The following is a 25,077-nucleotide window of genomic DNA, read 5'->3' as shown; positions in this document are numbered from 1 at the left end:
TCTATTTCCCCCTTGCCTTGAGCGCGGCCTTCATTGCTGCAAGCTCGGCATCGACCGACTCCGCGGCCTTCAGTTCTGCAATTTCTTCCTCGAGGCTCTTGGGCCCGGTCATTCCGAGCGCATCCGCACGGCCCTCGGCAAAATCTGCACGCCGCTCCAGCAGTTCGAACTTGGAGAATGCATCTTCCGTCCGGCTGCCGTTCATGATCTCGCGGGCGCGGGCGCGGGTGACCGCGCTTTCGAAACGCGCTGCAATGGCGTTCTGGCGGGCACGCGCCTCGCGAAGCTTGTTCTGGAGCTTGGCGATGTCGCCTTCATAGCCTTTCAGCGTGTCGTCGATGCCCTTGATCTCGTCGCGCAGCCCGTCTGCCATGTCGGCGGCCTTCTGCCGCTCGATGAGGGCTGCCTTTGCAAGGTCCTCCCGCTCCTTCGACAGGGCGAGCTCGGCCTTCTCGGTCCAGTTCTTCTGGAGGTCATCGAGGCGCGAAAGCGCGCGTCGCATCTCCTTGCCGTCGGCGATGCAACGGGCGGCCGAAGCGCGTACCTCGACCAGTGTCTCCTCCATTTCGAGGATCACCATCCGGATCATCTTCGCCGGATCTTCCGAGCGGTCGAGCATCTCGGTGATGTTGGCGGCGAAGATATCCCGTGTTCGGGAAAAAATACTCATCAAACACTCCGCATGCGAAAATTAGGGCCCTAAACCTGCGATTGACCATTCAAGAGCCGTGCCAGAATGGCAAAAAGGCCGCTCTTATGCAAAATCCTTCATTTCGTTCCTGAAATCGCAGTGAAAATCCTTGCCAAATGGTGGGATCTGCCACCAACAGTCGGCGCGTGGAGCGGTCCGAACAGTTCATCGGCCAGAGCCTGGCCTTCCTCGATGCGGTTGAGCGCGCGAGCCGTGCCGCCCCCCTTAACCGTCCGGTGCTTGTTATCGGAGAGCGGGGCACCGGCAAGGAGCTCATCGCCGAACGTCTGCACCACCTCTCGTCCCGCTGGGCGGGCCCGCTGATTATCATGAACTGCGCGGCACTTCCCGAAAATCTCATCGAGGCCGAATTGTTCGGCCACGAGGCCGGGAGCTTCACCGGTGCCGTCAAGACGCGTCACGGCCGGTTCGAGGAAGCCGATGGCGGGACATTGTTCCTCGACGAGCTCGGGACCTTGTCCATGCCTGCCCAGGACCGTCTCCTGCGCGCCGTCGAATATGGAGAGATCACGCGCATCGGCGCGTCAAAGCCGATCGGAGTCGACGTGCGGATCGTCGCCGCGACCAACGAGAACCTTCCCGCGCAGGTCGAAAGGGGCAGGTTCAGGCCTGACCTCCTTGACCGTCTGTCCTTCGAGGTCATCACGCTTCCGCCGCTGCGCGCACGCGACGGCGACGTGCCGCTCCTGGCCGAGCATTTCGGGCGCCGCATGGCGGTCGAGCTCGATTGGCCCAACTGGCCCGGCTTCACGCCGCGCGCGCTCGCTGAGCTCGAGGCTTATCCGTGGCTCGGAAATGTGCGTGAACTGAGGAATGTGATCGAGCGGGCCGTCTATCGGCATGAAGATCCCGAGCGCCCAGTCGACAAGATCAACTTCGATCCGTTTCATTCCCCCTGGGCTCCGGCGGCGACTTTCAGGGCCGCCACTCACGCGCCGCCGGCGGAAGTTGAAGACGTCGGCAGCACGCCTGTTGCAGCAGCCCCGCCGCCTCCCCCTGCCGGGACCAACGATTTCCGGGCGGCCGTATCCGATTACGAGCGGGTGCTGCTCGAGGACGCACTACGTCGGAACCGGTTCAACCAGCGGGCGACCGCGGCGGCGCTCAACCTCAGTTATGACCAGCTTCGCCACGCACTGAAGCGTCACAAGCTGCAGGACACCGCCGTCTAGAGGTCTTCAGCCGATTTGCGGGGCGCCCCGCTCGTCTATTTGTCGAAACGCTGGTGAACCTGGCCTCGATCGGGCGTACCGTGCCTCCTGCTCATGGAAGGAGGCTTGATATGAAGAGCCTGACTTTGTTCGCGGGTGCCGCGATGTTGGCTTTGGGCGTTTCGGCCGCTTCGGCCGCGATAATCAGCCTCGGGGGTCCGCTCTCCCGGATCTGCTATGAGCAGGCCCTGGCGCGCGACGGCCGCGACGTTGCGATCGAGGGCTGCACGCGTTCGCTCGACGAGGAAGCCCTGATGCCGCACGACCGTGCAGCGACGCTGGTCAATCGCGGCATTCTCTACATGGTGCACGGCAACGATCTTTCTGCCGATGCAGACTTCAATGCCGCTCTTGCGATGGACGCCCGCCTGTCCGATGCCTGGCTGAACAAGGGCTTCCTGCGGCTTCGCAAAGGCAATGGCCGCGATGCATTGCCACTGCTCCAGAAGGGCATCGACAACGCTCCCCACCGCCAGGCCCTCGCAATCTTTGCAAGGGGCGTCGCCTATGAGCAAATGGGCCAATACCGCCTCGCTTATGCGGATTTGAAGCGGGCTCACGATCTCGAGCCCGGCTGGTCGCTTCCAAGCGAATATCTCGCAAGCTACCGGTTCGTCGGCCGGTAGAAGCCCGGCAAACAAACGAGGGCCGGCTCCCTAGTGGGCGTTGGTCATCGCCAACAGCATCGGGATCGACAGCAAGGTGTTGGTCCTCGAGAAGATCATGGCGACACGCGCCGCCTTGGCTTTGGTCGCGTCGTCCGCCGGTACCATTCCGAGCGCCTTCTTCTGGTTCGGCCAGATGACGAACCACACGTTGAACGCCATGATGAGAGCAAGCCACATGCCGATGCCGATCAGCCGAGCGGTTCGATCGAGAGTGAGCGCTTCCCTAAGCTCGCCGTAGGACCAGGCGAGGAGCAGCCCCGTCAAGACGGTGAATGCCGCGCCCCAGCGAAAATAGAACAACGCGCTCGGGGCGATATATTTGGAGACCCCCGGTTTGAGCTCTGCGGGTATCGTGGGCATCGTGGGGATCTGCACGAAGTTGAAATAGTAAAGCAGACCGATCCACGTAATTCCGAAGAAGACGTGCAGCCATTGCAGGACCCCGTTCAGCAGATCGCCCGTGGGGGGCCGATACCCGGAATCCGGAAAGACCGTGATCAGGACCGCAAGCAGCACGCCCACGATCACAACGACCGCAAGATTCTCAAAGAACTTTCCCATCTGCTTCCCCCTTTTGTGATCCGATACCCCCGCATCGGCCGTGCACTTCAGCGCAAATGATCGTTTCGTTGTCGTTTGTGGGTTGAATTTTCCTGCCGCGCAAGCATCTGGGACGCATGCGGGCGGGGGGCTTGCTATGGGGAGTCGGCGTGCAAGCGTCGTTTTCCCGGCACTTCAAGGAGTTGCCTCGAAATGTCGTTCCAGCTGCCCGATCTACCATTCGCCAAGGATGCTCTTGCCCCGGTCATGTCGGCAGAGACCCTCGAATATCATCACGGCAAGCACCACAGGGCGTACGTGAACAAGACCAACGAGCTCGTCCAGGGCCAGCAGGACTTGTCCGGTGCCTCGCTGATCCAGGTCGTCAAGGCCGCCAAGCAAGGCGGGAACAACAAGCTTTTCAACAACAGCGCGCAGCTGTGGAACCACAGCTTCTTCTGGCAGTGCCTCAGTCCTGCTGGAGGTCAGCAGCCCGGCGGCAAGCTCGCCAAGCTGATCGAGGACGGATTTGGCAATCCTCAGGCGCTTCTCGACAAGCTCCAGGAAGAAGCCGTGAACCACTTCTCCAACGGCTGGGCGTGGCTGGTCCTCGATCGCGGCAGCCTGCGTGTCACTTCTCTTCACGATGCGGACACGCCGATCGTCCATGACGGCATGGTGCCCTTGTTCACGCTCGATGTGTGGGAGCATGCTTATTACATCGACTATCGCAATGAGCGGCCTCGGTTTGCCTCGAGCGTTCTATCCAACATCGTCAACTGGGACTTCGTGGCCCAGAATCTCGACGGCCAGGGCTTCGAGCGCGCAAACCAGCAAGGTGAGGGCGCACGCTCGGCAGAGTTGACGGCCTGACCGTCCAGCTATGGGGTCGTCAGTCCGGTTGCGGACTGACGTTTCCCCTTCATTGCTTGAGCCGGTACCCTGTTCTGAACATCCACCCGATCACCGCCATGCACACGGCGATGATGCCGAGGGTAACGAGAACGCTGGACCAGACGGGCACGTCAGCGATCGAATAGAAGCTCCAGCGAAATCCGCTGATCACATGGACGATCGGATTGAACAGCGTGATCGTCCGGAACGGCTCATGCAGAGCCTTTACCGAGTAAAAAGCGCCGCCGAGGAAGGTCAGCGGGGTGATCACCAGCATCGGAATGATCTGGAGCTGCTCAAAATTCTGCGCCCAGACGCCGATGGCGAAGCCGAATAGACAAAAGCCGCTCGAAATGGCGATGAGAAACAGGATCATCGCGAGCGGATGATCGACCCGCACGGGCACGAAAAGCGTGGCCGTCGCAAGCGTCACGAGCGCGAGGATGACGGACTTGGTAACGGCTGCGCCGACATAGGCGAGAACCGCTTCCAGACTCGAGATCGGTGCTGATAAAAGTTCGTAAATCGTTCCTGTAAACTTTGGAAAATAAATGCCAAAACTGGCATTGAAGATTGATTGCATGAAGACGCTGAGAAGAGTCAGTCCAGGGACGATGAAGGCCCCGAAGCTCACTCCTTCCATGCTCGTCATGCGGCTGCCAAGTGCCGACCCGAACACGACGAAATAAAGAGCAGTGGTGATCACCGGCGTGATGAGGCTCTGCCAGAGCGTCCGCTTCCAGCGCGCCATCTCGAACCGATAGATCGCCGCAATTCCATGGCTGTTCATGCGGCGCTCCGCGGCTGGTGGACGAGCTCGACGAAAATGTCCTCGAGGCTGGACTGGTGCGTGGAGAGGTCCTTGTAGGCAATCCCAAGGTCGCCCAGGCGCCGCATCAGCGAGGCGATCCCCGTGCGTTCGGCATGGCTGTCGAATTCGTAGCAAAGCACGTGTCCGTCCTGCTCGAGGCGGAGCCTCCATTCCCCGAGATCCGGCGGAATTGCAGCGAGGGGCTCTGCGAGCATGATATCGAGTGTCTTCCTACCCATTCTGGCAATGAGAGACTTCTTCTCGTCGACGGCAATGAGCTCGCCCTTGCTGATGACCCCGACCCGGTCGGCCATCTCCTCGGCTTCTTCGATATAGTGGGTGGTCAGGATAATCGTCGTCCCATCGGCGCGAAGCTTGCGGACGAGTTCCCACATGTCACGGCGAAGTTCGACGTCCACGCCCGCGGTCGGCTCATCGAGGAACAGGATTTCCGGCTCATGGGACAGCGCCTTTGCGATCATCACGCGCCTCTTCATGCCGCCCGAGAGGTGCATCATGATCGTCTTGCGCTTGTCCCAGAGCGAAAGTCGTTTCAGCAGTTCCTCCGTGAAGGCATCGTCGCGTGGCTTTCCGTAGAGGCCGCGTGAGAAGCTCACCGTGTTCCAGACCGGCTCGAACGCCTCCGTCGTGAGTTCCTGCGGTACAAGACCGATGCGGCTGCGTGCGTGGCGATAGTCGTCGTGCCAGTTCTTTCCGTCGACGAGCACTTCCCCGCTGGTTGAGGTCACGATGCCGCAGATGATGTTGATCAGTGTCGTCTTGCCCGCGCCATTGGGGCCCAGGAGCGCGAAGATCTCGCCCCGGTTGATGTCGAGATCGACCGACCTCAGGGCATCGACCCCGGTTCCATAGGTCTTGCGCAGCTTGCGGATGGAGAGAATGGGATCGCTCATTCGATTGGCCCTGGTTCGGAAGGCATCGCGTCATCTTTCATAAGGCCGTGCCGCAGGAGCATTGGGATGTTCGCCGCGGCGAACAGGAAAGTGAGGGGAAGTGCGCCCCAGAGCTTGAAGCCGACCCAGAAATTGGTGGTGCTGTTGCGCCAGACCAGCTCGTTCAGGATCGCCATGAAGACAAAAAAGGCCGCCCAGTTACGCGTAAGCTTTGCCCAGCCCTTCTCATCAAGACCGGGATAGGTTGATCCAAGGACGCGCTGGAGGAGAGGGCGGTCGGTCGCCAGTCCGAACCATAGCAGGCCCGATACCAGCGCATAATAGACCGTCGGCTTCATCTTGATGAAGCTCTCGTTGTGCAGCCAGATGGTCAGTCCTCCAAGGATCACCACCATCACGCCCGAAAACCATAGCAACGGCGAAATCCGGTGGTAGCGGATCGCCGAGAAGAGCATTGCGGCGATCATCGCGACCATGAAGGCCCCGGTTGCCACGAAGATCTTCATGAAGGTCGGCACTGGCGCCAAAAAATTGACGAGAAAGAAGACCAGCAGCGGCCCTAGATCGATCAGGAGCTTGGCGCCGCCCTGCGGCTCTTGAGGCCGGCTCATTCGGGCGGCAGTCCGGCAATCGCGCGAGCGACGGCGCGGGGGTCGAAGGGACGCAGGTCGTCGGCCGTTTCGCCAACACCGATCGCGTGGATTGGAAGGCCGAATTTCTCGGCGGCCGCGACGAGGATGCCGCCTCGGGCAGTGCCGTCGAGCTTGGTCATGATGAGGCCCGTCACCCCGGCCGTTTCCCGGAACACCTCGACCTGCGCAAGCGCGTTCTGGCCAGTGGTCGCGTCGAGGACGAGAAGGACGTCGTGCGGGGCCTGCGGGTTGAGGCGGCCGAGAACCCGCCGGATCTTTGCAAGCTCCTCCATCAGGTGAGCCTTGTTCTGGAGCCTGCCGGCGGTGTCGACGATGAGGACGTCTTCGCCGGTGGCGGTCGCCTGTTTTACGCCGTCAAATACGATTCCAGCAGCGTCTCCTCCTTCCCTCCCGGAAATGACCGGCGCTCCGACGCGCTGTCCCCAGACCTGGAGCTGCTCGATCGCAGCGGCTCGAAACGTGTCCCCGGCTGCAAGGAGGACGCCATAATCCTGCTCCTTCAGCCAATGCGCGAGCTTCCCGATAGTCGTCGTCTTGCCCGAACCGTTGACGCCGATCACCAGGATTACATGCGGGCGAGGAAACCCGTTTATTTCGAGTGGCTTGGCAACAGGTGCCAAGATTTTTTCGATCTCATCGGCAAGGATTGAGCGAAGGCCTCTCTCGTCGAGCCGATCGAACTTCTGACGGGCGATCGCCTCGCGGATGCGGTGAGAGGCTTCAGGACCCAGATCCGAAGCTATCAGTGCTTCCTCGATGTCGTCGAGTGTCGAGGTGTCGAGGGCTGCGCGGGCGGTAAGGCCGGTCAGGTTGTCGGCGACCCGTTCGGCAGTCTTCTGAAATCCACCGCGGAGGCGGTCGAGCCAGCTCATGCCCAGGCCGCCGTGACGATGTCTTCGTCGCAGCTGAGGATTTGCGCGGGCGCGGCCGCTCCGCGGGCAGCACCCTCGATCCGCACTGGAGCAAAATTGTCGGTGTGTCCTCTCCCGCCGTTTTCGATCAGAACGGGCTGTGTCGATCCGACCAGGCCGCCGAGCCAGCGACGACGGCGGTTTGCCGCCCAATTGCGCAGGCGCGCAGCGCGACCTTTCACGACTTCACGTGGCAGCTGCGGCATTCTTGCTGCAGGCGTGCCCGGGCGCGGCGAGAAGGGAAAGACATGAGCAGCAACGATATCACAATCATCTAGCAATTTCAGGGTGTTGATAGACATTTCCTCTGTTTCGGTGGGAAATCCGGCAATGATATCGGCTCCAATGGTCGCGTCGGTGCGGGTCTCTTTGATCCGCTCCACGGCGCGGACGGCGGCCGCCCTGCTGTGACGCCTTTTCATCCGCTTGAGGATCAGGTCATCGCCGGCCTGCAGTGACAGGTGGAAGTGCGGCATCAACCGCGGCTCACTTTCAATGAGCTCGAATAGATCTTCATCGATCTCGATGCTGTCGAGCGAGGAGAGGCGAAGCCGTGCAAGTCTTGGTTCGGATGCGAGTAGCCTTTGGCAAAGCCTGCCGAGGCCTCCTTCATAGTCGGTAATGTCGACGCCGGTCAGGACGATTTCCTTCGCACCCCGATCGATCTCGCGCGCCACGGCATCGAGGATTGCGCCGAACGGCAGTGAGCGGCTGGGCCCTCGAGCCTGCCAGATCGAACAGAAGGTGCAGCGGTGGTCGCAGCCAGACTGGACGCCAACGAAGCTGCGAACATGGCCCATGAAACCAGACGGCACTGGCGGCATGACGTCAACTTGTGACAAGCTATTGAGTTTGTTGAAATTTCCAACGATAAGCTCAACGCCAGGCAAGTCCGCGAGGGCTCGCGGTTCGAGCTCTGCGGCGCATCCCGTGACGAGGATCTTGGCGCCTGGCCGCTCCCGATGGACGCGCCGTATCGCCTGGCGGGTCTGGCGGACTGCCTCGTTTGTAACAGCGCAGCTGTTGACGACGACCCAGTCCTCGTCGGTCGTCGCAGAGCGCGCGATCGTCTCGCTTTCGGCAAAGTTGAGCCGGCAGCCAAGAGTGATGGTTTCGACACTCACAGGAGAGCCTCGAGGTCGAGCTCGCCGCTGAAAACATGCGTTGCCTTGCCGCGCATCCGGACGAGTTCGCCCGGAGCCCAGCCGATGGTGAGCGATCCGCCTTGCATGATGACGGTCGCGGGCGAAGTCACCCGCCTCGTCTTGATCGCGCAGACCGCGGTCGCACAGGCCCCGGTGCCGCAAGCGAGTGTCAGGCCGGCGCCCCGTTCCCATGTCTTCAGGTGAATGGACGCGCCCTCGACCTTTGCGACATTGACGTTGATCCGCTCGGGAAAGGCCGGATCATGCTCGATCCTTGGACCAAGATCCGCGATCGGAATCGCTTCTGGCTCCCCGACGAAGAAGACGAGGTGCGGATTTCCGACATTGACCGCCATCGGCTCTGCAAGTCCGTCCCAGGCCATCGGAAGAGCGTTGGTGTCCATTGCATAGGCGAGTGGAATTTCCTCCCAGGCGAACCGCGGCTCGCCAAGACTAACCTCCACCTCCTCTCCAAGGTCCGAACCTTCGAGCAGGCCTCCGGGGCTGTCGATGCGCCTGGCGCCCGTCAGCTGCACGATGCAGCGCGTGGCATTGCCGCAGGCTTCGACCTCGCTGCCGTCGCTGTTCCAGATTCGCATTCGAAGATCCGCCCGATCGCTCGGCTCAAGCAGGATCAGCTGATCGCAGCCGATGCCGGTCCTGCGGTCCGCGATCGCCCTTGCAAGACGCGGCGTGACGTCGACCGGCTTCTCGCGCCCATCGAGGATCACGAAGTCGTTGCCGAGCCCGTGCATCTTGTCGAAGCGCTGTCTCATCCTCCTAGGCAAGTTCCGGCGCACAGCCGCGCATCGGCTCGATAACCCGGGCGAGCACGTCCGCACCATTGAGAACGGAGGCGCCGCAGCGCTCCCAGTGAGCGAGCAGTGCCCTTGGCAAAGAAGAGCGGACGCTCGGGTTCGCGCAAGAAGCGCGACTGGCCGACCCGGCCGAGCATGAGGGGTGCCGGCTCGCCGGATCCAAGCTGTGAGCCGTCAGCTTAATCGCAACATAGGGCGTGCCGCACCGATCGAGAGCCGCGAACAGGGGTTGAAACCACTGCGGGTGCTCGTAGAGGACGGCTAGCTGCGCGCTTCTGGCAACACTCATTGCCGCGCGCACTTACGGAGCGGTCGGGCGCAAGTCCACAAGTGAGGGTCAGGTAAAGATGGCGCGAGCGGCGAGTGACGTCATGCAATCGATCATCTTTTCGGCAATCCTCGACGGGGTTGCGGCGCTGAAGCGTGCTTCCGGGGGCCTTCCCAACCAGCTGCTGCGCGACGTGCAGGCAATTCATCCCAACGTGACCTTCGCCGATCTTCCCAAGGACCTGCAGGACCAGATCGCGGAAAGCACGCGCGCGGCTTTCACCCAGCTTTTGAAAGAGGGCTACGCGGTTGGACCGCGGCAGCAGATTCAACAGACGCGGCCACTCGACCGCGTTCCCGAACGTGATCGTCGGGGTCCGCCGCGTGGCCCCAATCAGGGGCATCGCCGCGGCGGCCGCCCGCCCAAGGGCGGCGGCACGGACGATCGACCCAATGGTCCCGGTGGTGGACGCCCGTCCGGCGGCCGGCCACGCAAACCCAAGGGCAAACCTCGGCTAGGTTGAACTTGCGCGCATGAACGGCTAAGCGCCGCGGCGTCTTAACGGACATACATCATGTCGAGCGCCCGAGGGTGCACGCCGGCCGACGAGGTTTCGTCCGCCGGCGTATTTTGCGTTCGACGTGGAGTTTCGGCGGGCAGCCCCCACATCGGGGGTCTGTCAGATGGAGTGAGTGAATGTTCGACACGTTGAGCGATCGGCTCGGCAGCGTATTCGACCGGCTTCGGGGACGTGGTGCCCTGACGGAGGCCGATGTGCGCGCCGCGATGCGCGAAGTGCGGGTGGCCCTTCTGGAAGCGGACGTTGCACTCCCGGTGGCACGCGACTTCGTCGAACGGGTCACCGAAAGAGCCGTGGGCCAGGAGGTGCTGCGCTCGGTCACGCCCGGCCAGATGGTCGTCAAGATCGTCAATGACGCGCTGATCGAGACGCTCGGCGCCGAGACCGCCGAACTCGACCTTAATGTCAGCCCGCCGGCGGTCGTCATGATGGTCGGCCTGCAGGGGTCGGGCAAAACCACCACCACCGCCAAGCTCGCGAAACGCCTTGCCGAGCGCGATCGCAAGAAGGTGCTGATGGCATCGCTCGACGTCGCCCGGCCGGCCGCCCAGGAGCAGCTGGCAGTGCTCGGCCGCCAGACCAGCGTCGACACGCTGCCGATTGTGGCGGGACAGCAGCCGGTCGACATCGCGAGGCGGGCGCTGAACGCGGCGAAGCTCCAGGGATATGACGTGGTGCTGCTCGACACCGCAGGGCGCCTCCACGTCGACGACCAGCTCATGAGCGAGATGAAGGCGGTCGCTGAGGCTTCCGCCCCCACCGAAACCCTGCTCGTGGTGGACAGTCTGACGGGCCAGGACGCGGTCAATGTCGCCAAGGGCTTTGCGGCAGAGGTCGATCTTACCGGTGTAATCCTCACCCGCATGGACGGCGATGCCCGCGGCGGTGCTGCCCTGTCGATGCGAGCCGTGACGGGCAAGCCGATCAAGTTTGCAGGCGTTGGCGAAGCCCTCGACAAGCTTGAGGCCTTCCACCCGGACCGGGTCGCCGGACGCATTCTTGGAATGGGCGACGTGGTCAGCCTCGTCGAGCGTGCCGCCGAGACCATCAAGGTCGAGGAAGCGGAGAAGCTCGCGGCCAAGATGGCCAAGGGCAAGTTCGACCTCGATGACCTCCGCGCCCAGCTGCAGCAGATGCAACGGATGGGCGGGCTGGGGGCTCTGGCCGGAATGATGCCGGGGCTGAAGGGCATGAAGGGCGCGATGGACCAGGCCGCGAACAGCAAGGCGCTGGTTCACATGGAGGCGATGCTTTCGTCGATGACCGCCAAGGAGCGTGCGAAGCCCGACGTCATCAACGCCAAGCGCAAGATCCGGATTGCCAAGGGCTCGGGGACCACGGTCCAGGAAATCAACAAGCTCCTGAAGACGCATCAGGAAATGTCGAGTGCCATGAAGCGGCTCAAGAAGATGGGCGGTCTTGGCAAGCTCGCTGCGATGTTCAGCAAGGGTGGCCTTGAAGGTGCGCTCGGCGGACTTGCCCCTCCGGGCGCACTTCCTTCGGGCAGCGCCCCCGGTCTTGGCGGCGGCGGATCATTACCCGGACTGGGGGGTGGCGCTCCGTTCAATCTTCCGCCCGGTTTCGACAAGTTTTCAAAACGATAAACGAAATAGTTGAAAGGAAAAACGAAGTCATGGCTCTAGCAATTCGCCTCTCGCGCGGTGGCGCCAAGAAGCGGCCCTATTACCGCATCGTCGTCACCGACAGCCGTTCGCCCCGCGACGGCCGCTTCATCGAAAAGGTCGGGACCTATAACCCGCTGCTCGCGAAGGATTCGCCCGAGCGCGTCAAGCTCGATGCCGACCGGGTCAGCCATTGGCTGAGCGTCGGCGCCCAGCCGTCGGACCGCGTCCTGCGCTTCCTCGATGCCGCCGGCATCCGCGAGCGTGCTGCCCGCAACAATCCGAACAAGGCGGAGCCGGGCGAGAAGGCCAAGGAACGAGCCGAATCCCGCGCGGCCAAGGAAGCCGCTGCTGCTGAAGCTGCTGCTGCGCCGCAGGAGGAAGCCGAGGCCGTTGTTGCCGAGGAAATCGAGGCCGCGACCGCAGAGCCGACTGCCGAGGCCGAAGCCGTTGCCGCCGAGGTCTCCGAGCAGACGCCCCCGGCAGAGGCGACTTCCGAGCCCGATAACCAGGGCGAGTCCAGCGCGGAACCGGCCGAAGGCGCCGATGACGCGACGCCTCCCACGAGCGAATCCCCGCAGGCAGCCGAGACGACAGGCGAAGGCCAGTCGTCCGAAGAGCCCGCTGAAGGGGCCGCCGAGGACGCCAAGGCCTGAACATGAGCGAGAGCGGCGAGCGTAGGATCGCGCTCGCCGCGGTCGCCGGCGCCCATGGCGTCAGGGGCGAGGTCCGGCTCAAACTGTTCAGCGAGAAGGCCGAGAACCTCGCCAGGCACCAGAATCTTATCGTTGGAGGAGCCGCACGGCGTCTCCTTTCGATTCGCGAGGGCAGCAACACTGCAGTCGCACGGTTCGAGGGAATTGCGGATCGCGCCGCTGCCGAGGCGATCCGCGGCGCGCTGGTCGAGGTGGAGCGTTCGGACCTGCCGCCGCTCGAGGAAGGCGAATATTATCACGCCGATCTCGTCGGAGTTGCGGCGGTGGATCAATCCGGGAACGCGATCGGGACCATCCTCGGGGTGGATAATTATGGCGCCGGGGACCTGCTGGAGATCGAACTGGAAGACGGGAAGCGTTCGCTGATACCGTTTCGCCAGGGCATCGCCGATCTTGCAGACGGCAAGGTCGTCGTGGATCCGGAGTTTCTCGCCTAGCTGTCGCTGGCGGCTTCCTGCATCTCGCCTCGCGCTTCTCGCCAGCGTGATTGTTGCTCGCAAAGATCGTTGCGAATCGTGGTTGCTGCGACGCCGCCTTCGCCCATCGCATGGCTGATCTGGTCGAGGCCGATGACCACGTCTCCAGCCGCATAGAGGCCCGGAACGTTTGTGCGCTGGTGGCTGTCCACCTTGATGCAGCTGTCGTTCGACAGGGCAGCGCCGGCCATCTCGGCCAATTGCGTGTGAGTGTCTGACCCGAGTGCGGGATAAATGGTGTCGAAGGTGTAATGGCCCTCGGCGGTGTCGACAACGATACAGCCATCGGGGATGGCGACTGCCTGCGCAGGACCATCGACACACTCGATGCCGGCGTCCTTCAACCTTCTGAAATCCTCGGGCTTGAGACGGAGCGCCTTGTCCGGAGCAATGAGGGTCACATCGGCAGTATAGCTCCTCATGAACAGCGCCTCTGCCACTCCGTGGCTGTCGCTGCCGATCACTCCTACCTTCTTGTCAGTGACTTCATACCCATCGCATATCGGGCAGTAGCGAACGAGGCCGCGCGTCAGCGCCTCGTCGTGCAGTTCCTCGTCCATCGGGAGCCGCCGGTTGGTGACGCCGGTCGCGAGAAGCACGCTTCGAGCGGCCGTGCTGCCTGATCCCCAGGTCGCCGTGAAGAGGTTCGTTTGAGCGTCCCGCTCGAGCTTCGTCACGAATTCGGCTTCCATCTTCGCGCCATATTTGCACGCCTGATCCCGCATTCGCGCAACGAGTTCGGTTCCCTTGATCCCGTCCGGGAAGCCCGGGACGTTGCGCGTACAGGGTATCGAGGACGCCCGGCTCTTTCCGGCGTCGACGACCATGACCTCGAGGTGGAATCTTGCAAGATAGATGGCGGCGGTAAGGCCCGCCGGTCCTCCTCCGATGATGAGGCAGTCGAGGGTTTCCATGCGCAGCCCAATGGATTGTGATAGCGGCGGTTCCGCAATGACGTTCAGGGCCTCCATTCTCACGCTCTATCCAGACATGTTCCCAGGGCCCCTCGGCGCGAGCCTCGCCGGCAAGGCGCTCCAGCAAGGTCTATGGAGCCTCGAGGCCAGGAACATTCGCGATTTTGCAACCGACAAGCACCGGAGCGTCGACGACACGCCCGCCGGCGGCGGAGCCGGAATGGTGCTTCGGCCAGACGTGCTCGCCTCCGCGCTCGACGAGGTCGCGGACGGGCGGCCGATGCTTGCATTGTCTCCGCGCGGTGCGCCGCTGGCGCAGGCCAGGGTCCGGGAACTTGCGAGCGGGGAGGGACTGATCCTTCTGTGCGGGCGCTTCGAGGGATTCGACGAGCGCATCTTTGAAGCTCGCCCACTGGAGCCGGTCTCGATCGGTGACTATGTCCTGTCGGGCGGCGAGCTTGCAGCGATGGTGATCCTCGATGCTTGCGTGAGGCTGCTTCCCGGGGTAATGGGCGCGGCCTCCAGCGGAGAGGAGGAGAGCTTCGAGCAAGGTCTCCTGGAATATCCGCACTATACCCGGCCTGTAACATGGGAAGGGCGCACGATCCCCGAAGTGCTGCGGTCGGGGGATCATGCGAAGATCGCGGCGTGGCGACACGAACGTGCGATCAAAGATACACGGCTAAGGCGGCCGGACCTGATCGAGCGCCACGGGGGCGCATCGCAGGCACCGCCCTCTGGCGCGCGGCGACGAGAAACGAAGGCTGACTGACAATGAACCTGATCGAGACCCTGGAGCGCGAAGCGATCGACGCGCTGACCAAGGACAAGCCCGTTCCCGAATTCCGCCCGGGCGACACGCTGCGCGTCGGCGTCAAGGTGATCGAGGGCGACCGCACCCGCGTGCAGGCGTTCGAGGGCGTTTGTATCGCCCGCGCCAACAAGGGCGTGGGTTCGAGCTTCACCGTCCGCAAGATTTCATTCGGCGAGGGCGTTGAACGCGTCTTCCCGCTTTATTCACCGATCATCGATTCGATCGAGGTCGTGCGCCGCGGCGATGTTCGCCGCGCCAAACTCTATTACCTTCGTGGCCGTACGGGTAAGGCTGCCCGTATCGCCGAGCGCCGCACCGTCCAGCGCGATGTAGCAGGCGGGCAGGGTGCGGAGACCGAGGCTCAGCGCGCCGAGAAGGCTCCCGAGGCCTAGTAACTCCGGTCCGAGATCCATTGGGAGGCGGAGCGTTCGCGCTCCGCCTTTTCTTTTGCCGTTTTGAACCTAGGGTCGCGACGCATGCGTAAGCTTGCCTCTGCCCTTCTCCTTGCCGCCGCTTCCCCAGCCTTCGCCAGCGATATCCCGCTCGAGCGCATCTTCTCGAGCCCCGCACTCAGCGGACCCACCCCGCGCGAGGCCCGGATATCTCCCGACGGTCACTATGTGACACTTCTGAAGAACCGGCCGGAGGACAAGGAGCGGTACGATCTGTGGGCGATCGATACCGTGACCGGCAGCGAGCGGATGCTGGTCGATTCCAAGAAGGTCGGCAGCGGCGGCGCTATCTCGGAGGAAGAGAAGATGCGTCGCGAGCGGGCGCGTATCGCCGGCACCAAGGGGATCACCGAATATGGATGGGCGCCGGATTCCCGGTCGATCCTGATGCCCATCGACGGGGACCTTTATCTTGCAACGCTCGATGGACATGTGCGCCGGCTGACGAACACCGCCGCGACGGAGATCGATCCGAAGGTATCCGAGACGGGCCGCTATCTGTCTTTCCTCAGGGATCACAATGTGTTCGTCATGGATGCTGCAACCGGGCAGGAACATCCGCTGACCAGCGATGGCGGCGGCACGCTCAGCTGGGGCTCCGCGGAGTTCGTCGCACAGGAGGAACTTGGACGCGATACGGGCCACTGGTGGTCGCCGGACGATCGATATCTCGCCGTTACGCGCGTTGACGAAAGCCCTGTCGAGATAGTCAAGAGGGCCGCGATCGGCGCTTCGGGGACGGACCTGATCGAGCAACGCTATCCCGCCGCCGGGACAAGGAATGCTGTTGTCGGCCTCTATGTCATGACCCCCGATGGGCAGTCGAAAGTGAAGGCCGATCTCGGTAGCGATCCCGATTACTATCTGGCGCGAGTAGACTGGGCCAGGGACGCTCGAAGCCTGTACGTGCAGCGCCTCAGCCGTGATCAGAAGCGGCTCGACATGCTCCGGGTCGACCCGGCGACAGGACATGCGACCCTGCTGTTCTCGGAGACGTCACCGACCTGGGTGAACCTCACCGACAATTTCAAGGCGCTCAAGGACGGGAGTTTCGTCTGGTCATCCGAGCGAACCGGCTATTCGCACCTCTATCGCTGGAAGAAAGGCCGATGGAGGCAGCTGACCCATGGCGAATGGGCGGTCGAGAAAGTCGCGGGTGTCGATGAAAAAACGCACCGGATCTATTTCATGGGCACACTCGAGAGCCCGCTCGAGCAACAGCTCTACTGGGTCAGTTACGATCGAGCATCCACACCGATCCGAGTGACGGAAAAAGGGTGGTACAACAATGCGGTGATGGACAAGGGCGCGACCCGCGCGCTGGTGACGCGCTCTGATACTTCCCAACCCTCGCAAACGTATCTCGCTGACCGGACCGGCAAGCGTCTAGCCTGGGTGGAGGAAAACGCACTCAACGCATCGCACCCTTACGCACCCTACCTCGACAGCCACGTAAAGCCGGTGTTCGGAAGCATTACGGGGCCTGACGGTTCCAGGCTCTACTATCGGCTGCTCACGCCCAGGTTGGAGCCGGGCAAGCATTATCCCGTCTTCTTCTATGTCTATGGCGGTCCCCACGGACAGCAGGTCACCGATGCTTGGTACGCGCAGCTTCCCCTCCACGAGGCGCTCGTCGACCGAGGCTGGATCGTCTTCACCCTCGACAACCGAGGGACCAATCGTCGCGGAACGAAGTTCGAAAACGCGGTCTACCGCGACATGGGCGATGCCGAAGTTCAGGACCAGCTCGCGGGCGTCAAGTGGCTGAAAGAGCAGCCGTTCGTCGATCCGGGAAAGATCGCGGTAATGGGCTGGTCTTACGGGGGTTACATGACCCTCAAGCTGCTCGAGAAAGCACCCGGTGTCTTCGCGGCAGGTGTTGCAGTGGCACCCGTTACGAAATGGGAGCTTTACGACACCGCCTATACCGAGCGCTACCTTGGCAATCCTGCGCTTGATCCCAAGCCCTACGAGATATCAGGTGCGCTCGGAGACGCGGTGAAAATTCGCGACCCCCTGCTTCTGGTTCACGGCATGTCGGACGACAACGTGATCTTCCAGAACAGCACTGAACTTTATGCTCGTCTGCAGCAAGCGAAGCGCCCGTTCGAAATGATGGCCTATCCCGGAGCGACGCATGCGATCGCCGGGGAGGGGCCCCAGACGCACGTCTGGACAACCATCATTCGCTTTCTTGACGACAAGGTCCTCGGCAAGCGCCAAGACTAGGCGACTAGGCGACTAGGCGACTTGGCGGCTTCCGAGCGCATCGCGGTCGATGAGCCGCGTGTAGAGATGCCAGGTCGCATAGCCGAGCCACGGCAGGACGAAGGCGAGGCCGACGAACAGCGGGATCGACCCGAGCACCAGCAATGCGCCAACGATGATCCCCCAGCGGATCATCTCGCCCTTGTTCGAATGAGCAGCTCGCCACGAAGCGGAGACCGCCTCCGGAGCACTGATGTTGGAGTCGACCAGCATCGGCAGGGAAACGACGCTCAAGGCGAGCACTATCCATCCGAATATCGCCCCGACGGCGCCGCCCGCAATGATCAGCGCCCACCCGCGCGGAGTTGTGAAGATTGTCGCGAGGAAATCAGGAACCGATTCCGGCGTCGCCCAGCCGAACAGGGCCGCGTAAAGCGCGCCGGCGGCGAGGAGCCACAGGAAGAAGATGAGTAGCAGCATCCCGGCAACGATCCCCATTTCATCGGCGGATGGGCGTTTGCGGACCTCTAGAAAGTTGAACCAGTGCACGTCCTGCTGTCCTGCCTCGCGCCTTCTTGCGAGTTCATAGAAGCCGACGGCTGCGACCGGCCCCAGCAGCCCGACCCCGGCAACGACTGGTACGAAGAAGGGCATCAGCGGCGAGCTGGTGGTCATCACGACGGCCGCAAGACCAATGACGGTATAAACCACGCCCGCGAACACGATGTCGCCCCGGAAGGTCAGGAAATCGTCAAGTCCTCGACGCAACGAATAACTGAGATCCTCGTGGTTGATCTTGCGGACACGGATTTGTGCTGGTTTACGCGACGCACCGCCGCCAGCGATCGTGTTGGTCGCCATGACACCTCCTTTGATCGGTGCCGTCCGGCGCATCGCACGCCGGGCGCCTCCCCTGGCGCATATCACAAAGCAGGCGAGTCGGTCAGAGCTTAACGCTGGAACGAGTAATCGTCTGGTTCGGTGCATATTGCGGGATCGCATCGCGCGGCCGTGCTTGGATCAGCGGGCGAGCCTCCCCCGGAAGGCCGAACGCGGTCGAGAAGATCTCCGCCTCGACGGGCATGCGGGTGCCAAGGACGACCTCGACCTGAAGTCCCTCGCATGATCGGCCCGTGCAGCGCAGGAGCGGCTTGTCCGGCTCTCCATTTTCGGGAATTGGCGCTGCAGCACCCGGCAGGCCAAGCGCGAGAACCTTGGCCTCTCTTGGGAATCGGATCGATATGCTGTTGGCGCCGCCCGCCGACAGTACGATGCGGAGCCGCCGCTGAGCCCCCTCCTGGCTGCTGGCGACGACGCGGGCGGAGGGCTCCGGACCTGCGAGAAGCGGCGCTCGCGTGATCCACCTCGTCCTGCCGTTATAGGGGAGAACACCCCTGCTCCATTCCCCCGGATAATTGGGGGGCAAGGGCGCCTGCTTGGTAGCAATTGCCCAATTCGCGCTGTGCGACTGGACATCCCGGAAATAATCGATGCTGAACCCCAGGGGCCGGTCGCCGCTTGCACGGGGTATTGCGAGCGCCGCTGCCGATAGGCCCAGGGAACACAGGACCAGCAAGGCGATCGACGGGCGCAGCGCCGAGGGATCGGCCTCGACCAGTGCCGGCAGGCTCGCGAGCGCCGCAAGGGGAGCGACGACCCAGAGCGGACCGTCGATCAGAAGCATCTCGATGAGCGCCAGAAGCTCGGCGAACATCAGCAGCTGGATGAGGAAAGCAAGGATCATGATCAGGTTTCCGGCAGCTGGCGAACGCCTTGAAACCGCAATTCCGATCAATGCTACTAGAGGCGCGACGAGGAAGAAGATCGTCGCGCCAGGAAGCACGATGCTGAGGAGCGACCCGACAATGAGAATGACGAGCCACGATGCTGCGCGCATCCGGCGCCGATCGATGGCGCGTCCAATGCGCATGTAGATTGCGCCCATGGAAAGAAGCAGCGCTGCATAGATCGCAAGGTAGGCGATGAGCGGATAAGCCCGCCAGAAGTCCCCCGCTCTCAGGAGGGTCAGGAGAAAGCCGACGAAAGCCGCGGCGGCGGCACCGCCAACAATCATCGCGCCGGCAACGGCTAGCGGCTTTCCAGCAGCTTTCTCGCGTGCCGCAAAAAGGATGGAGGCAAGCAGCAGGAATGCCAGGATGATGGCGGCCGCGACGAGCGGCAGTTTGATGATTCCCCGGCCAAGGAGGTCGGTGAAGACCGTTCGACCCTTGCCTTGGACGGACGGATCGGCAAGCGCCGCCATCGCCCGCGTCGTCGCAAGAGCCTGGCTCCCGACCTGCGCGAGGCTGTTGCGATCGAGGGCAGCAACGGTATCGCCAGGAGAATGGTAGCGGGTTTCATTCCCGATGATCCCGTAGTTGAGCAAGGTCCAGCCGCGCGGCTTGAAGAAGACGACGTCGGTCGTGTTGGGGATGAGCCTCGCAAAGTCCGTGCTGATCGAGTTGGCGTAGGGATGGCTTACTGCACCGGAATAGATGCTGATCGCTGCTTCATTGGGATCGTTCGTTTCGTACATCAGGGAGGGCCCCGTGACGCCGCGGACGTCGATGTTGATCAGTGAGTTGACCTCGTGGGCGAGGGCATCGCTCGTGACGAATGCGTGGGCGCCGTTCAGTCCGAGCTCCTCTCCTTCGTTGAAAAGAAGGGTTACGGGCCGGGGCGGCGGAGATGCCTTGAGAATCGATCCGATTTCGAGGAGCGCCGCTACCCCGAGGCCATCGTCGGCAGCGCCTGGCCCCGTCGGCGTACTGTCATAATGCGCGTTGAGAAGCAGCTGCGGCCCGGGCCGCAGCGACGGGATCGTCGCGATAATGTTGCGAACCCTCGAGCAGCTGACGAAGCGGCCCTTTGGCAGGGCGCTGCAATCGATTGTGTCCTGGACCCTGGAACTCAGCCCAATCGCCTGCAGCTCACCGATGAGCCGCGCGCGCACCGCGTCGTCGGCGGGGCTGTCGACAGGATGCGCTCGCTGGTCGCCGAGGATCCGCTGGAGGCGTGCTGAGGCCCGGTCCGCATCGAACTCGCCAGCCTTGGCGAGCGATGGCCGGGCGGGCGGTGCGACAAGGATCCCCTTGAAGGCGAATGCCGCGAGAAGCAGCGCCATCACCATCAATCCGCGCCAGGCTGCCGCCATGCTTTTCCCCCCTCGAGCCTAGGTGAATGTGACAGCTTTGGCCGCGTTGACAATCGCGGGGGCCGAGCCCACTTCGCGCGGCACATCGAGCAAGGAAGATAACGTCAATGGGTTACCGGGTCGCGGTCGTCGGAGCGACCGGCAATGTGGGTCGAGAGCTCCTAAACATCCTCGCCGAGCGGCAATTTCCGCTCGATGAGGTGGCCGCTCTGGCATCCTCCCGCTCAACGGGGGACGAGATTGATTTTGGCGACAGCGGAGAAACCCTCCGGGTCAAGAATCTCGAGCATTTCGATTTTTCAGGCTGGGACATCGCCCTGTTCGCTGCGGGGTCGGACGCCTCCCGGATCTATGCTCCCAGGGCTGCTGCCTCGGGCTGTACCGTGATCGACAACAGCTCGCTGTTCCGGATGGACCCGGACGTTCCGCTGATCGTCCCGGAAGTCAATTCGGACGCGATCGCGGGCTATTCCAAGAAGAATATCATCGCCAACCCCAATTGCTCAACTGCGCAGTTGGTGGTTGCACTCAAGCCGCTTCACGATGCGGCGCGGATCAAGCGCGTCGTCGTTGCCACGTATCAATCGGTATCAGGCACCGGTAAGGCGGCGATGGACGAGCTCTTCGAGCAGTCGCGCAATATCTTCGTCGGCGACGCCAATGAGCCCGTCGTCTATCCCAAGCAGATCGCCTTCAACGTCATCCCGCAATGCGACGTCTTCCTCGATGACGGGTCGACCAAGGAGGAGTGGAAACTGGTCGTCGAGACCAAGAAGATCCTCGATCCTTCGATCAAGCTTACTGCCACTTGTGTCCGGGTGCCCGTGTTTGTTGGTCACTCCGAGGCCGTGAATATCGAGTTCGAGAATGAAATCTCGGCTGACGAGGCGCGAGATATCCTGCGCGAGGCTCCGGGCATCATGGTCGTCGATAAGCGGGAGCCAGGTGGATATGTCACGCCGGTCGAGGCCGTCGGCGAATATGCGACCTATGTCAGCCGCATCCGCGACGACCCGACCGTCGAGAACGGGCTAAGCCTCTGGGTGGTAAGCGACAACCTGCGCAAGGGAGCCGCTCTGAACGCCGTCCAGATCGCGGAGCTTCTGGGGCGCAAACACCTTCAGAAGGCGGCCTAGGGCTGCTCCGCCCAATATCGAAGCAGCTGCGCCTGGACGAGCTGCATCCGGGTATAATTTTCGTGGCTCATCTTCAGTCCCTCGAGCGCAGCGACCTCGTTCAGATTGTACAGCAAGTTGCGGCGAAACGGGTCAGGCACGCGGCTCTGGATGAAGGTGATCGCAACCAGCCTTTCCCCCTTGGTAACCGGCTCGACCTCGTGGAGCGTGTCTGACGGGTAGATGACGGCTTCACCGGGACGAAGCTTGATTCTGATATCGGCGTCGCCGAGCTGGATGTGCAGCGATCCACCCTCATACGTGGAAGGCTCGCTGAGAAAGACCGTGCAGCTGAGATCGCTTCGAAGCTCCCCTTGCGGCATGCGGATGAAGGCAGAGTCCGTGTGGAAGCCATACTTCATTCCGGGCCGGTAGCGGGTCAGGAACGGGGGAGCGATCCGCGCGGGAAACGCAAAATCGCGGAATTCCTCGCTGCGCGCGAATGCCTGGAGCAGCATCTGGGAGCTCTTCTGATAGGCCTGCGGCTCGTGGAGCTGTTCGTTCTGCTTTGCGGTGTTGTGAGGATTGGTGATGCGCCCGTCGACGAACGGCGAGGCTGCGGCGATGCGTCGGCACTCCTCGATTTCCTGCGTCGTCAGAAGGGTGATGGTTCGGTACATCGGCGATCCGGAATTCTAGCGGAGAAGAGCGCGCGCAAGCAGCGGCGCTTTCTCGGCTGCTTGGATAAGCATGGCAAGAGCGGAGGCAATCTCTTCCGAGTGGGTCTTGCCCGCATCGGCAAGCTGGCGCCGCCGGGCCTCGGCACCGAACTCGTATTCGAGAGCCTTCGAATAGCGGTTCATAAGGGGCCCTTCGGCAATCCGGGCAACCTCGCCCGGTTCATTCATGAGATCGAAGAACTGGCAGAGAGCCTCGAGCTGTGCGGCGGGCCTGTCCAGGAACTCGTCGAAGTCAGTCCAGCTGACCGCTTCGCCGGGAAGCCTCTCGGCCGCGCTCTCCAGTGCCGTCATTTCGCATGCCCAGACCAGCGCTGCGACCTTCGCCTGGCTCGTCAGGGGATCGCCGAACTCGATCCCGGCCCTTGCCGCACGGGCCCGATAGAATTGGGTGAGGGTCTGGAGCTCGGCCGGCGAACTGTCGCCTGCGAGAATGGTCCTCATGTAGGTGTCTGCCGATGCGTGGAGAAAAAGGGCGCGTCCTTTCTCGCCGACCAGTTCTGCTGCAATTTCACTGACCATGCTCGTTGCCTTGACGACGGCCGCGCCGTCTTTCGTGAAGGTGCGCGACATCAATGCTCGGGCGGTGGGCACGAACATATCGCGTACCTCGCGCGGAAAGAAGGTGAGGTCGCGCAGGGCGCGGGGCTCCCGGATCGAAAGGACGCCGTCCAGTTCCCCGAGGAGGCGCGAAACAAGGGTCGATCCGACATGGCCGATGTGGAAGATCCAGCGGGCATCTGAGCGGGCGTTGTCCGGCCGGCCATGTTCGATCTCGGCCCAGTTCAGGAGATGATTGCGGTGGCCCGCTTCAAGGAGACGGTCATCAAGGAAGCTCGCCTGCCGGTAGTCCTCCGCGGTCAGTTCGACCGCGCGCAGCAGGCCGGCCTTGGGATCGAGCGCCTGCGCAAGCCATCGTGCGTCGTGCCAAATCTCGTTCGAACCGGGAGCGCTGGACATGCGGTCACTTAGCCGCGCAAGAGGCCTCAACAAAGGGAGGATCGCCATGGCCGAGCAGATGACCGGCGGCTGTGCATGCGGACGCGTCCGTTACCGGGCAAACGTCGAGGACGACGACGCTTATTTGTGTCACTGCCGGATGTGCCAGCGATCGACGGGCTCAGTCTCCATCGCGTTCAAGAGCATGAAGCAGGCGGATATCCAGTGGGAGCATGAGCCAGACTGGTACGACAGTTCGCCCATCGCCCAGCGTCCATATTGCAGCAAATGCGGAACCTCCCTCGGCTTCAGGTTTCGCGAAGGCAGTGACCGCATGGATCTTACCGTCGCCTCGTTTGACGAACCGTCGCGATTCCGGCCGAGGCATCATTTCGGCGCCGAGAGCATCCTCCCTGCCTGGATCGACACTCACGGCCTGCCGGAAAAGCGGAGCGAAGATTATTCCCTTCTGGTCGACAAATGGATCGAGGCGACCGGGGAGTTTCCGGGATGAGCGAGCCAAGCGTCCATTTCTGGTCCGCCTCCGACGGGATCGAACTGGCTTATCATGAGCTCGGCGAGGGGAGGACGGTCCTGCTGCTGCACGGGCTCTTCTCGGATGCCCGGATGAACTGGATCAAGTTCGGTCATGCCAATCGGATCGCTGCGCGGGGCTTCAAGGTCGTCATGCCCGATCTTCGGGCTCACGGGCTCAGCGGGCGGCCCCACGAACCCGAATATTATCCTCTGGGCATCCTTGCCCGGGACCTGCATGAGCTGGTGTCTTACCTGGGCCTGGCGGACTTCGACCTCGGGGGATTTTCACTCGGCGCGCGAACGACGCTCGAAGGGGTGGGCGAGGGCCTCCGGCCGCGCCGGGCAATCCTCGGCGGTGCGGGCCTTGAAGGTCTGAAGCACTGGCAACGGCGCAAGCACTTCTTTCTGGAGGCGATCGAGCTGTTTGATCGCGTGCAGCGAGGTGATCCCCACTGGCTCTCGATCCAGTTCATGAAGAGCCAGAAGGTCGACCGGGTCGCGGCCGGCCTGCTTCTGGAGAGTTTCGCCGACGCCTTCATGGACTGGCTGAGGGCATTCACCATGCCGACGCTGGTTGTTTGCGGATCGGAGGACGACGACAACGGCTCCGCCGAGGAACTGGCAGCCGCCCTTCCCGAGGCGCGGTTCGTCGAGGTTCCAGGATCGCATATGAGCTCGGTAACGCGGCCCGAGCTTGGCGAGGCCATCGCCGAGTTCCTGGCTCGGTAAAAGAAAAGGGGCGCCGGGAAGCGCCCCTTGATGGTGATTCTTGGTTATTCCTGCGTTGCAGCGGCCGAGCCAGCTCGGCCGCGACCACTTGCTGGACCGGTCGTGCCGCCGCCGCCACTTGTCGCGCCAAGGGTTGAGTTTCCGCCGCCTGTTTCGCTCATTCCTCGATTGCGGCTGGAAGTGGAACGGTTGCCGCTGCTGGTGGAAGTCGTGAGGCCGGCTTTGTCCTCATTGCTGTCGAACGAGCTGCCCGAACCAAAATTGTCGGTCCATTCTCCGATCTGCTCGCTGATGTTCGACAACTGGTTGCTGATCTGCGAGCGCTTCGACCACAGAAACAGTCCGGCTGCGGCAGCGCCAGCGGCGACGGCTGCGGCGGCCATCGGCCTGTCGCGAGCGATCTCAATGACGCCGCCTGTTCTGTCGCTCCCTCGGTTGCCCGAGCTGCTGCTGCGACTTCGTCCACCACGGGTATTTCTGGCCATTTGCTATCTCCTCGGAATGAGTTTGCTCTCGCCGTACCAACGACTGAAAGCGTT

Annotated in this window: 26 protein-coding genes and 1 pseudogene; 13 read left to right on the top strand and 14 right to left on the bottom strand. The window is 62.6% G+C overall.

What is annotated here, in order from left to right:
* Position 1: 1 nt before the first annotated feature.
* Positions 2-670: a phage shock protein PspA gene (gene pspA, locus V8192_RS08550; protein WP_341632654.1), complete on the bottom strand. Its 669-nt coding sequence runs from the start codon at positions 668-670 to the stop codon at positions 2-4.
* A gap of 167 nt (positions 671-837) precedes the next feature.
* Between pspA and pspF the strand changes: the two genes are divergently transcribed.
* Both pspF and V8192_RS08540 read left to right on the top strand, forming a co-directional pair.
* The gene (gene pspF, locus V8192_RS08545; RefSeq protein WP_341632653.1) at positions 838-1,884 is read left to right on the top strand and encodes a phage shock protein operon transcriptional activator; all 1,047 of its coding nucleotides are present in this window, start codon (positions 838-840) and stop codon (positions 1,882-1,884) included.
* A 110-nt stretch (positions 1,885-1,994) separates the two neighbouring features.
* On the top strand, positions 1,995-2,549 hold the full coding sequence (locus V8192_RS08540; protein WP_341632652.1) for a tetratricopeptide repeat protein: 555 nt from the start codon (positions 1,995-1,997) through the stop codon (positions 2,547-2,549).
* Positions 2,550-2,579: 30 nt separating this feature from the next.
* Here the strand turns inward: V8192_RS08540 and V8192_RS08535 are convergent, their stop codons facing one another.
* On the bottom strand, positions 2,580-3,152 hold the full coding sequence (locus V8192_RS08535; protein WP_341632651.1) for a urate hydroxylase PuuD: 573 nt from the start codon (positions 3,150-3,152) through the stop codon (positions 2,580-2,582).
* A gap of 192 nt (positions 3,153-3,344) precedes the next feature.
* Between V8192_RS08535 and V8192_RS08530 the strand changes: the two genes are divergently transcribed.
* Positions 3,345-4,004 carry a superoxide dismutase gene (locus tag V8192_RS08530; protein ID WP_341632650.1) on the top strand — a complete coding sequence of 220 codons (660 nt, stop codon included), beginning with the start codon at positions 3,345-3,347 and terminating at the stop codon, positions 4,002-4,004.
* Positions 4,005-4,053: 49 nt separating this feature from the next.
* On the opposite strand, the gene V8192_RS08525 is transcribed toward V8192_RS08530, so the two are convergent.
* From V8192_RS08525 to dapF, 6 genes are read right to left on the bottom strand one after another with little or no spacing between them, the layout of a single operon-like run.
* Positions 4,054-4,815, bottom strand: a complete 762-nt coding sequence (locus tag V8192_RS08525; protein ID WP_341632649.1) for an ABC transporter permease — start codon at positions 4,813-4,815, stop codon at positions 4,054-4,056.
* Entirely contained in the window at positions 4,812-5,750 is a 939-nt protein-coding gene (locus V8192_RS08520) for an ABC transporter ATP-binding protein (protein ID WP_341632648.1), read from the bottom strand. Before V8192_RS08520 ends, V8192_RS08525 begins: the two co-directional genes overlap by 4 nt.
* Positions 5,747-6,361, bottom strand: a complete 615-nt coding sequence (locus V8192_RS08515; RefSeq protein ID WP_341632647.1) for a septation protein A — start codon at positions 6,359-6,361, stop codon at positions 5,747-5,749. Before V8192_RS08515 ends, V8192_RS08520 begins: the two co-directional genes overlap by 4 nt.
* Complete coding sequence (ftsY, locus tag V8192_RS08510) at positions 6,358-7,275, bottom strand: signal recognition particle-docking protein FtsY (RefSeq protein WP_341632646.1); 918 nt, start codon at positions 7,273-7,275, stop codon at positions 6,358-6,360. The genes V8192_RS08515 and ftsY overlap by 4 nt, the downstream gene beginning before the upstream one ends.
* Positions 7,272-8,438, bottom strand: coding sequence for a MiaB/RimO family radical SAM methylthiotransferase (locus V8192_RS08505; RefSeq protein WP_341632645.1), 1,167 nt, complete (start codon positions 8,436-8,438; stop codon positions 7,272-7,274). The genes ftsY and V8192_RS08505 overlap by 4 nt, the downstream gene beginning before the upstream one ends.
* Entirely contained in the window at positions 8,435-9,235 is an 801-nt protein-coding gene (dapF, locus tag V8192_RS08500) for a diaminopimelate epimerase (RefSeq protein WP_341632644.1), read from the bottom strand. The genes V8192_RS08505 and dapF overlap by 4 nt, the downstream gene beginning before the upstream one ends.
* 413 nt (positions 9,236-9,648) lie before the next feature.
* Between dapF and V8192_RS08495 the strand changes: the two genes are divergently transcribed.
* The 4 genes and pseudogenes from V8192_RS08495 to rimM all read left to right on the top strand — a co-directional run bounded on the left by V8192_RS08495 (position 9,649) and on the right by rimM (position 12,900).
* Positions 9,649-10,068 (top strand): hypothetical protein, encoded by a 420-nt coding sequence (locus tag V8192_RS08495; protein WP_341632643.1) that lies wholly within the window; start codon positions 9,649-9,651, stop codon positions 10,066-10,068.
* A 173-nt stretch (positions 10,069-10,241) separates the two neighbouring features.
* Positions 10,242-11,729 carry a signal recognition particle protein gene (gene ffh, locus V8192_RS08490; protein ID WP_341632642.1) on the top strand — a complete coding sequence of 496 codons (1,488 nt, stop codon included), beginning with the start codon at positions 10,242-10,244 and terminating at the stop codon, positions 11,727-11,729.
* A 29-nt stretch (positions 11,730-11,758) separates the two neighbouring features.
* Positions 11,759-12,217: pseudogene (rpsP, locus tag V8192_RS08485) on the top strand (30S ribosomal protein S16); the annotation flags it as partial.
* A 188-nt stretch (positions 12,218-12,405) separates the two neighbouring features.
* Complete coding sequence (gene rimM / locus V8192_RS08480; RefSeq protein WP_341632641.1) at positions 12,406-12,900, top strand: ribosome maturation factor RimM; 495 nt, start codon at positions 12,406-12,408, stop codon at positions 12,898-12,900.
* On the opposite strand, the gene V8192_RS08475 is transcribed toward rimM, so the two are convergent.
* Positions 12,897-13,853, bottom strand: coding sequence for an NAD(P)/FAD-dependent oxidoreductase (locus V8192_RS08475; RefSeq protein WP_341632640.1), 957 nt, complete (start codon positions 13,851-13,853; stop codon positions 12,897-12,899). The two genes, rimM and V8192_RS08475, sit on opposite strands and share 4 nt — an antisense overlap.
* A 37-nt stretch (positions 13,854-13,890) precedes the next feature.
* On the opposite strand from V8192_RS08475, the gene trmD reads away from it, so the two are divergent.
* The 3 genes from trmD (at position 13,891) to V8192_RS08460 (ending at position 17,348) form a co-directional block, all read left to right on the top strand.
* Positions 13,891-14,625: a tRNA (guanosine(37)-N1)-methyltransferase TrmD gene (gene trmD, locus V8192_RS08470; protein WP_341632639.1), complete on the top strand. Its 735-nt coding sequence runs from the start codon at positions 13,891-13,893 to the stop codon at positions 14,623-14,625.
* 2 nt (positions 14,626-14,627) lie between these two features.
* Complete coding sequence (gene rplS / locus V8192_RS08465) at positions 14,628-15,059, top strand: 50S ribosomal protein L19 (RefSeq protein ID WP_341632638.1); 432 nt, start codon at positions 14,628-14,630, stop codon at positions 15,057-15,059.
* Positions 15,060-15,143: 84 nt separating this feature from the next.
* Positions 15,144-17,348, top strand: a complete 2,205-nt coding sequence (locus V8192_RS08460) for a S9 family peptidase (protein ID WP_341632637.1) — start codon at positions 15,144-15,146, stop codon at positions 17,346-17,348.
* Between the two features lie 12 nt (positions 17,349-17,360).
* On the opposite strand, the gene V8192_RS08455 is transcribed toward V8192_RS08460, so the two are convergent.
* Both V8192_RS08455 and V8192_RS08450 read right to left on the bottom strand, forming a co-directional pair.
* Positions 17,361-18,188, bottom strand: a complete 828-nt coding sequence (locus V8192_RS08455) for a DUF2189 domain-containing protein (RefSeq protein WP_341632636.1) — start codon at positions 18,186-18,188, stop codon at positions 17,361-17,363.
* Between the two features lie 82 nt (positions 18,189-18,270).
* Positions 18,271-20,481, bottom strand: a complete 2,211-nt coding sequence (locus V8192_RS08450) for a M28 family peptidase (protein ID WP_341632635.1) — start codon at positions 20,479-20,481, stop codon at positions 18,271-18,273.
* A 107-nt stretch (positions 20,482-20,588) separates the two neighbouring features.
* Here V8192_RS08450 and V8192_RS08445 point away from each other — a divergent pair, with 107 nt between their 5' ends.
* Positions 20,589-21,617: an aspartate-semialdehyde dehydrogenase gene (locus V8192_RS08445; protein ID WP_341632634.1), complete on the top strand. Its 1,029-nt coding sequence runs from the start codon at positions 20,589-20,591 to the stop codon at positions 21,615-21,617.
* Here V8192_RS08445 and V8192_RS08440 read toward each other — a convergent pair.
* Both V8192_RS08440 and V8192_RS08435 read right to left on the bottom strand, forming a co-directional pair.
* Complete coding sequence (locus V8192_RS08440; RefSeq protein WP_341632633.1) at positions 21,614-22,276, bottom strand: Fe2+-dependent dioxygenase; 663 nt, start codon at positions 22,274-22,276, stop codon at positions 21,614-21,616. The two genes, V8192_RS08445 and V8192_RS08440, sit on opposite strands and share 4 nt — an antisense overlap.
* A gap of 15 nt (positions 22,277-22,291) precedes the next feature.
* Complete coding sequence (locus tag V8192_RS08435) at positions 22,292-23,293, bottom strand: hypothetical protein (protein ID WP_341632632.1); 1,002 nt, start codon at positions 23,291-23,293, stop codon at positions 22,292-22,294.
* A gap of 46 nt (positions 23,294-23,339) precedes the next feature.
* Here V8192_RS08435 and V8192_RS08430 point away from each other — a divergent pair, with 46 nt between their 5' ends.
* Entirely contained in the window at positions 23,340-23,786 is a 447-nt protein-coding gene (locus V8192_RS08430; protein WP_341632631.1) for a GFA family protein, read from the top strand.
* On the top strand, positions 23,783-24,538 hold the full coding sequence (locus V8192_RS08425; RefSeq protein WP_341632630.1) for an alpha/beta fold hydrolase: 756 nt from the start codon (positions 23,783-23,785) through the stop codon (positions 24,536-24,538). The genes V8192_RS08430 and V8192_RS08425 overlap by 4 nt, the downstream gene beginning before the upstream one ends.
* 44 nt (positions 24,539-24,582) lie before the next feature.
* Here the strand turns inward: V8192_RS08425 and V8192_RS08420 are convergent, their stop codons facing one another.
* Complete coding sequence (locus V8192_RS08420) at positions 24,583-25,023, bottom strand: hypothetical protein (protein WP_341632629.1); 441 nt, start codon at positions 25,021-25,023, stop codon at positions 24,583-24,585.
* Positions 25,024-25,077 lie beyond the last annotated feature (54 nt).

This window comes from Sphingomonas agri, assembly GCF_038148795.1.
In the GTDB taxonomy this organism is placed as follows: Bacteria; Pseudomonadota; Alphaproteobacteria; order Sphingomonadales; family Sphingomonadaceae; genus Sphingomicrobium; species Sphingomicrobium agri.
This window is presented reverse-complemented; position numbering and strand designations above follow the sequence as displayed.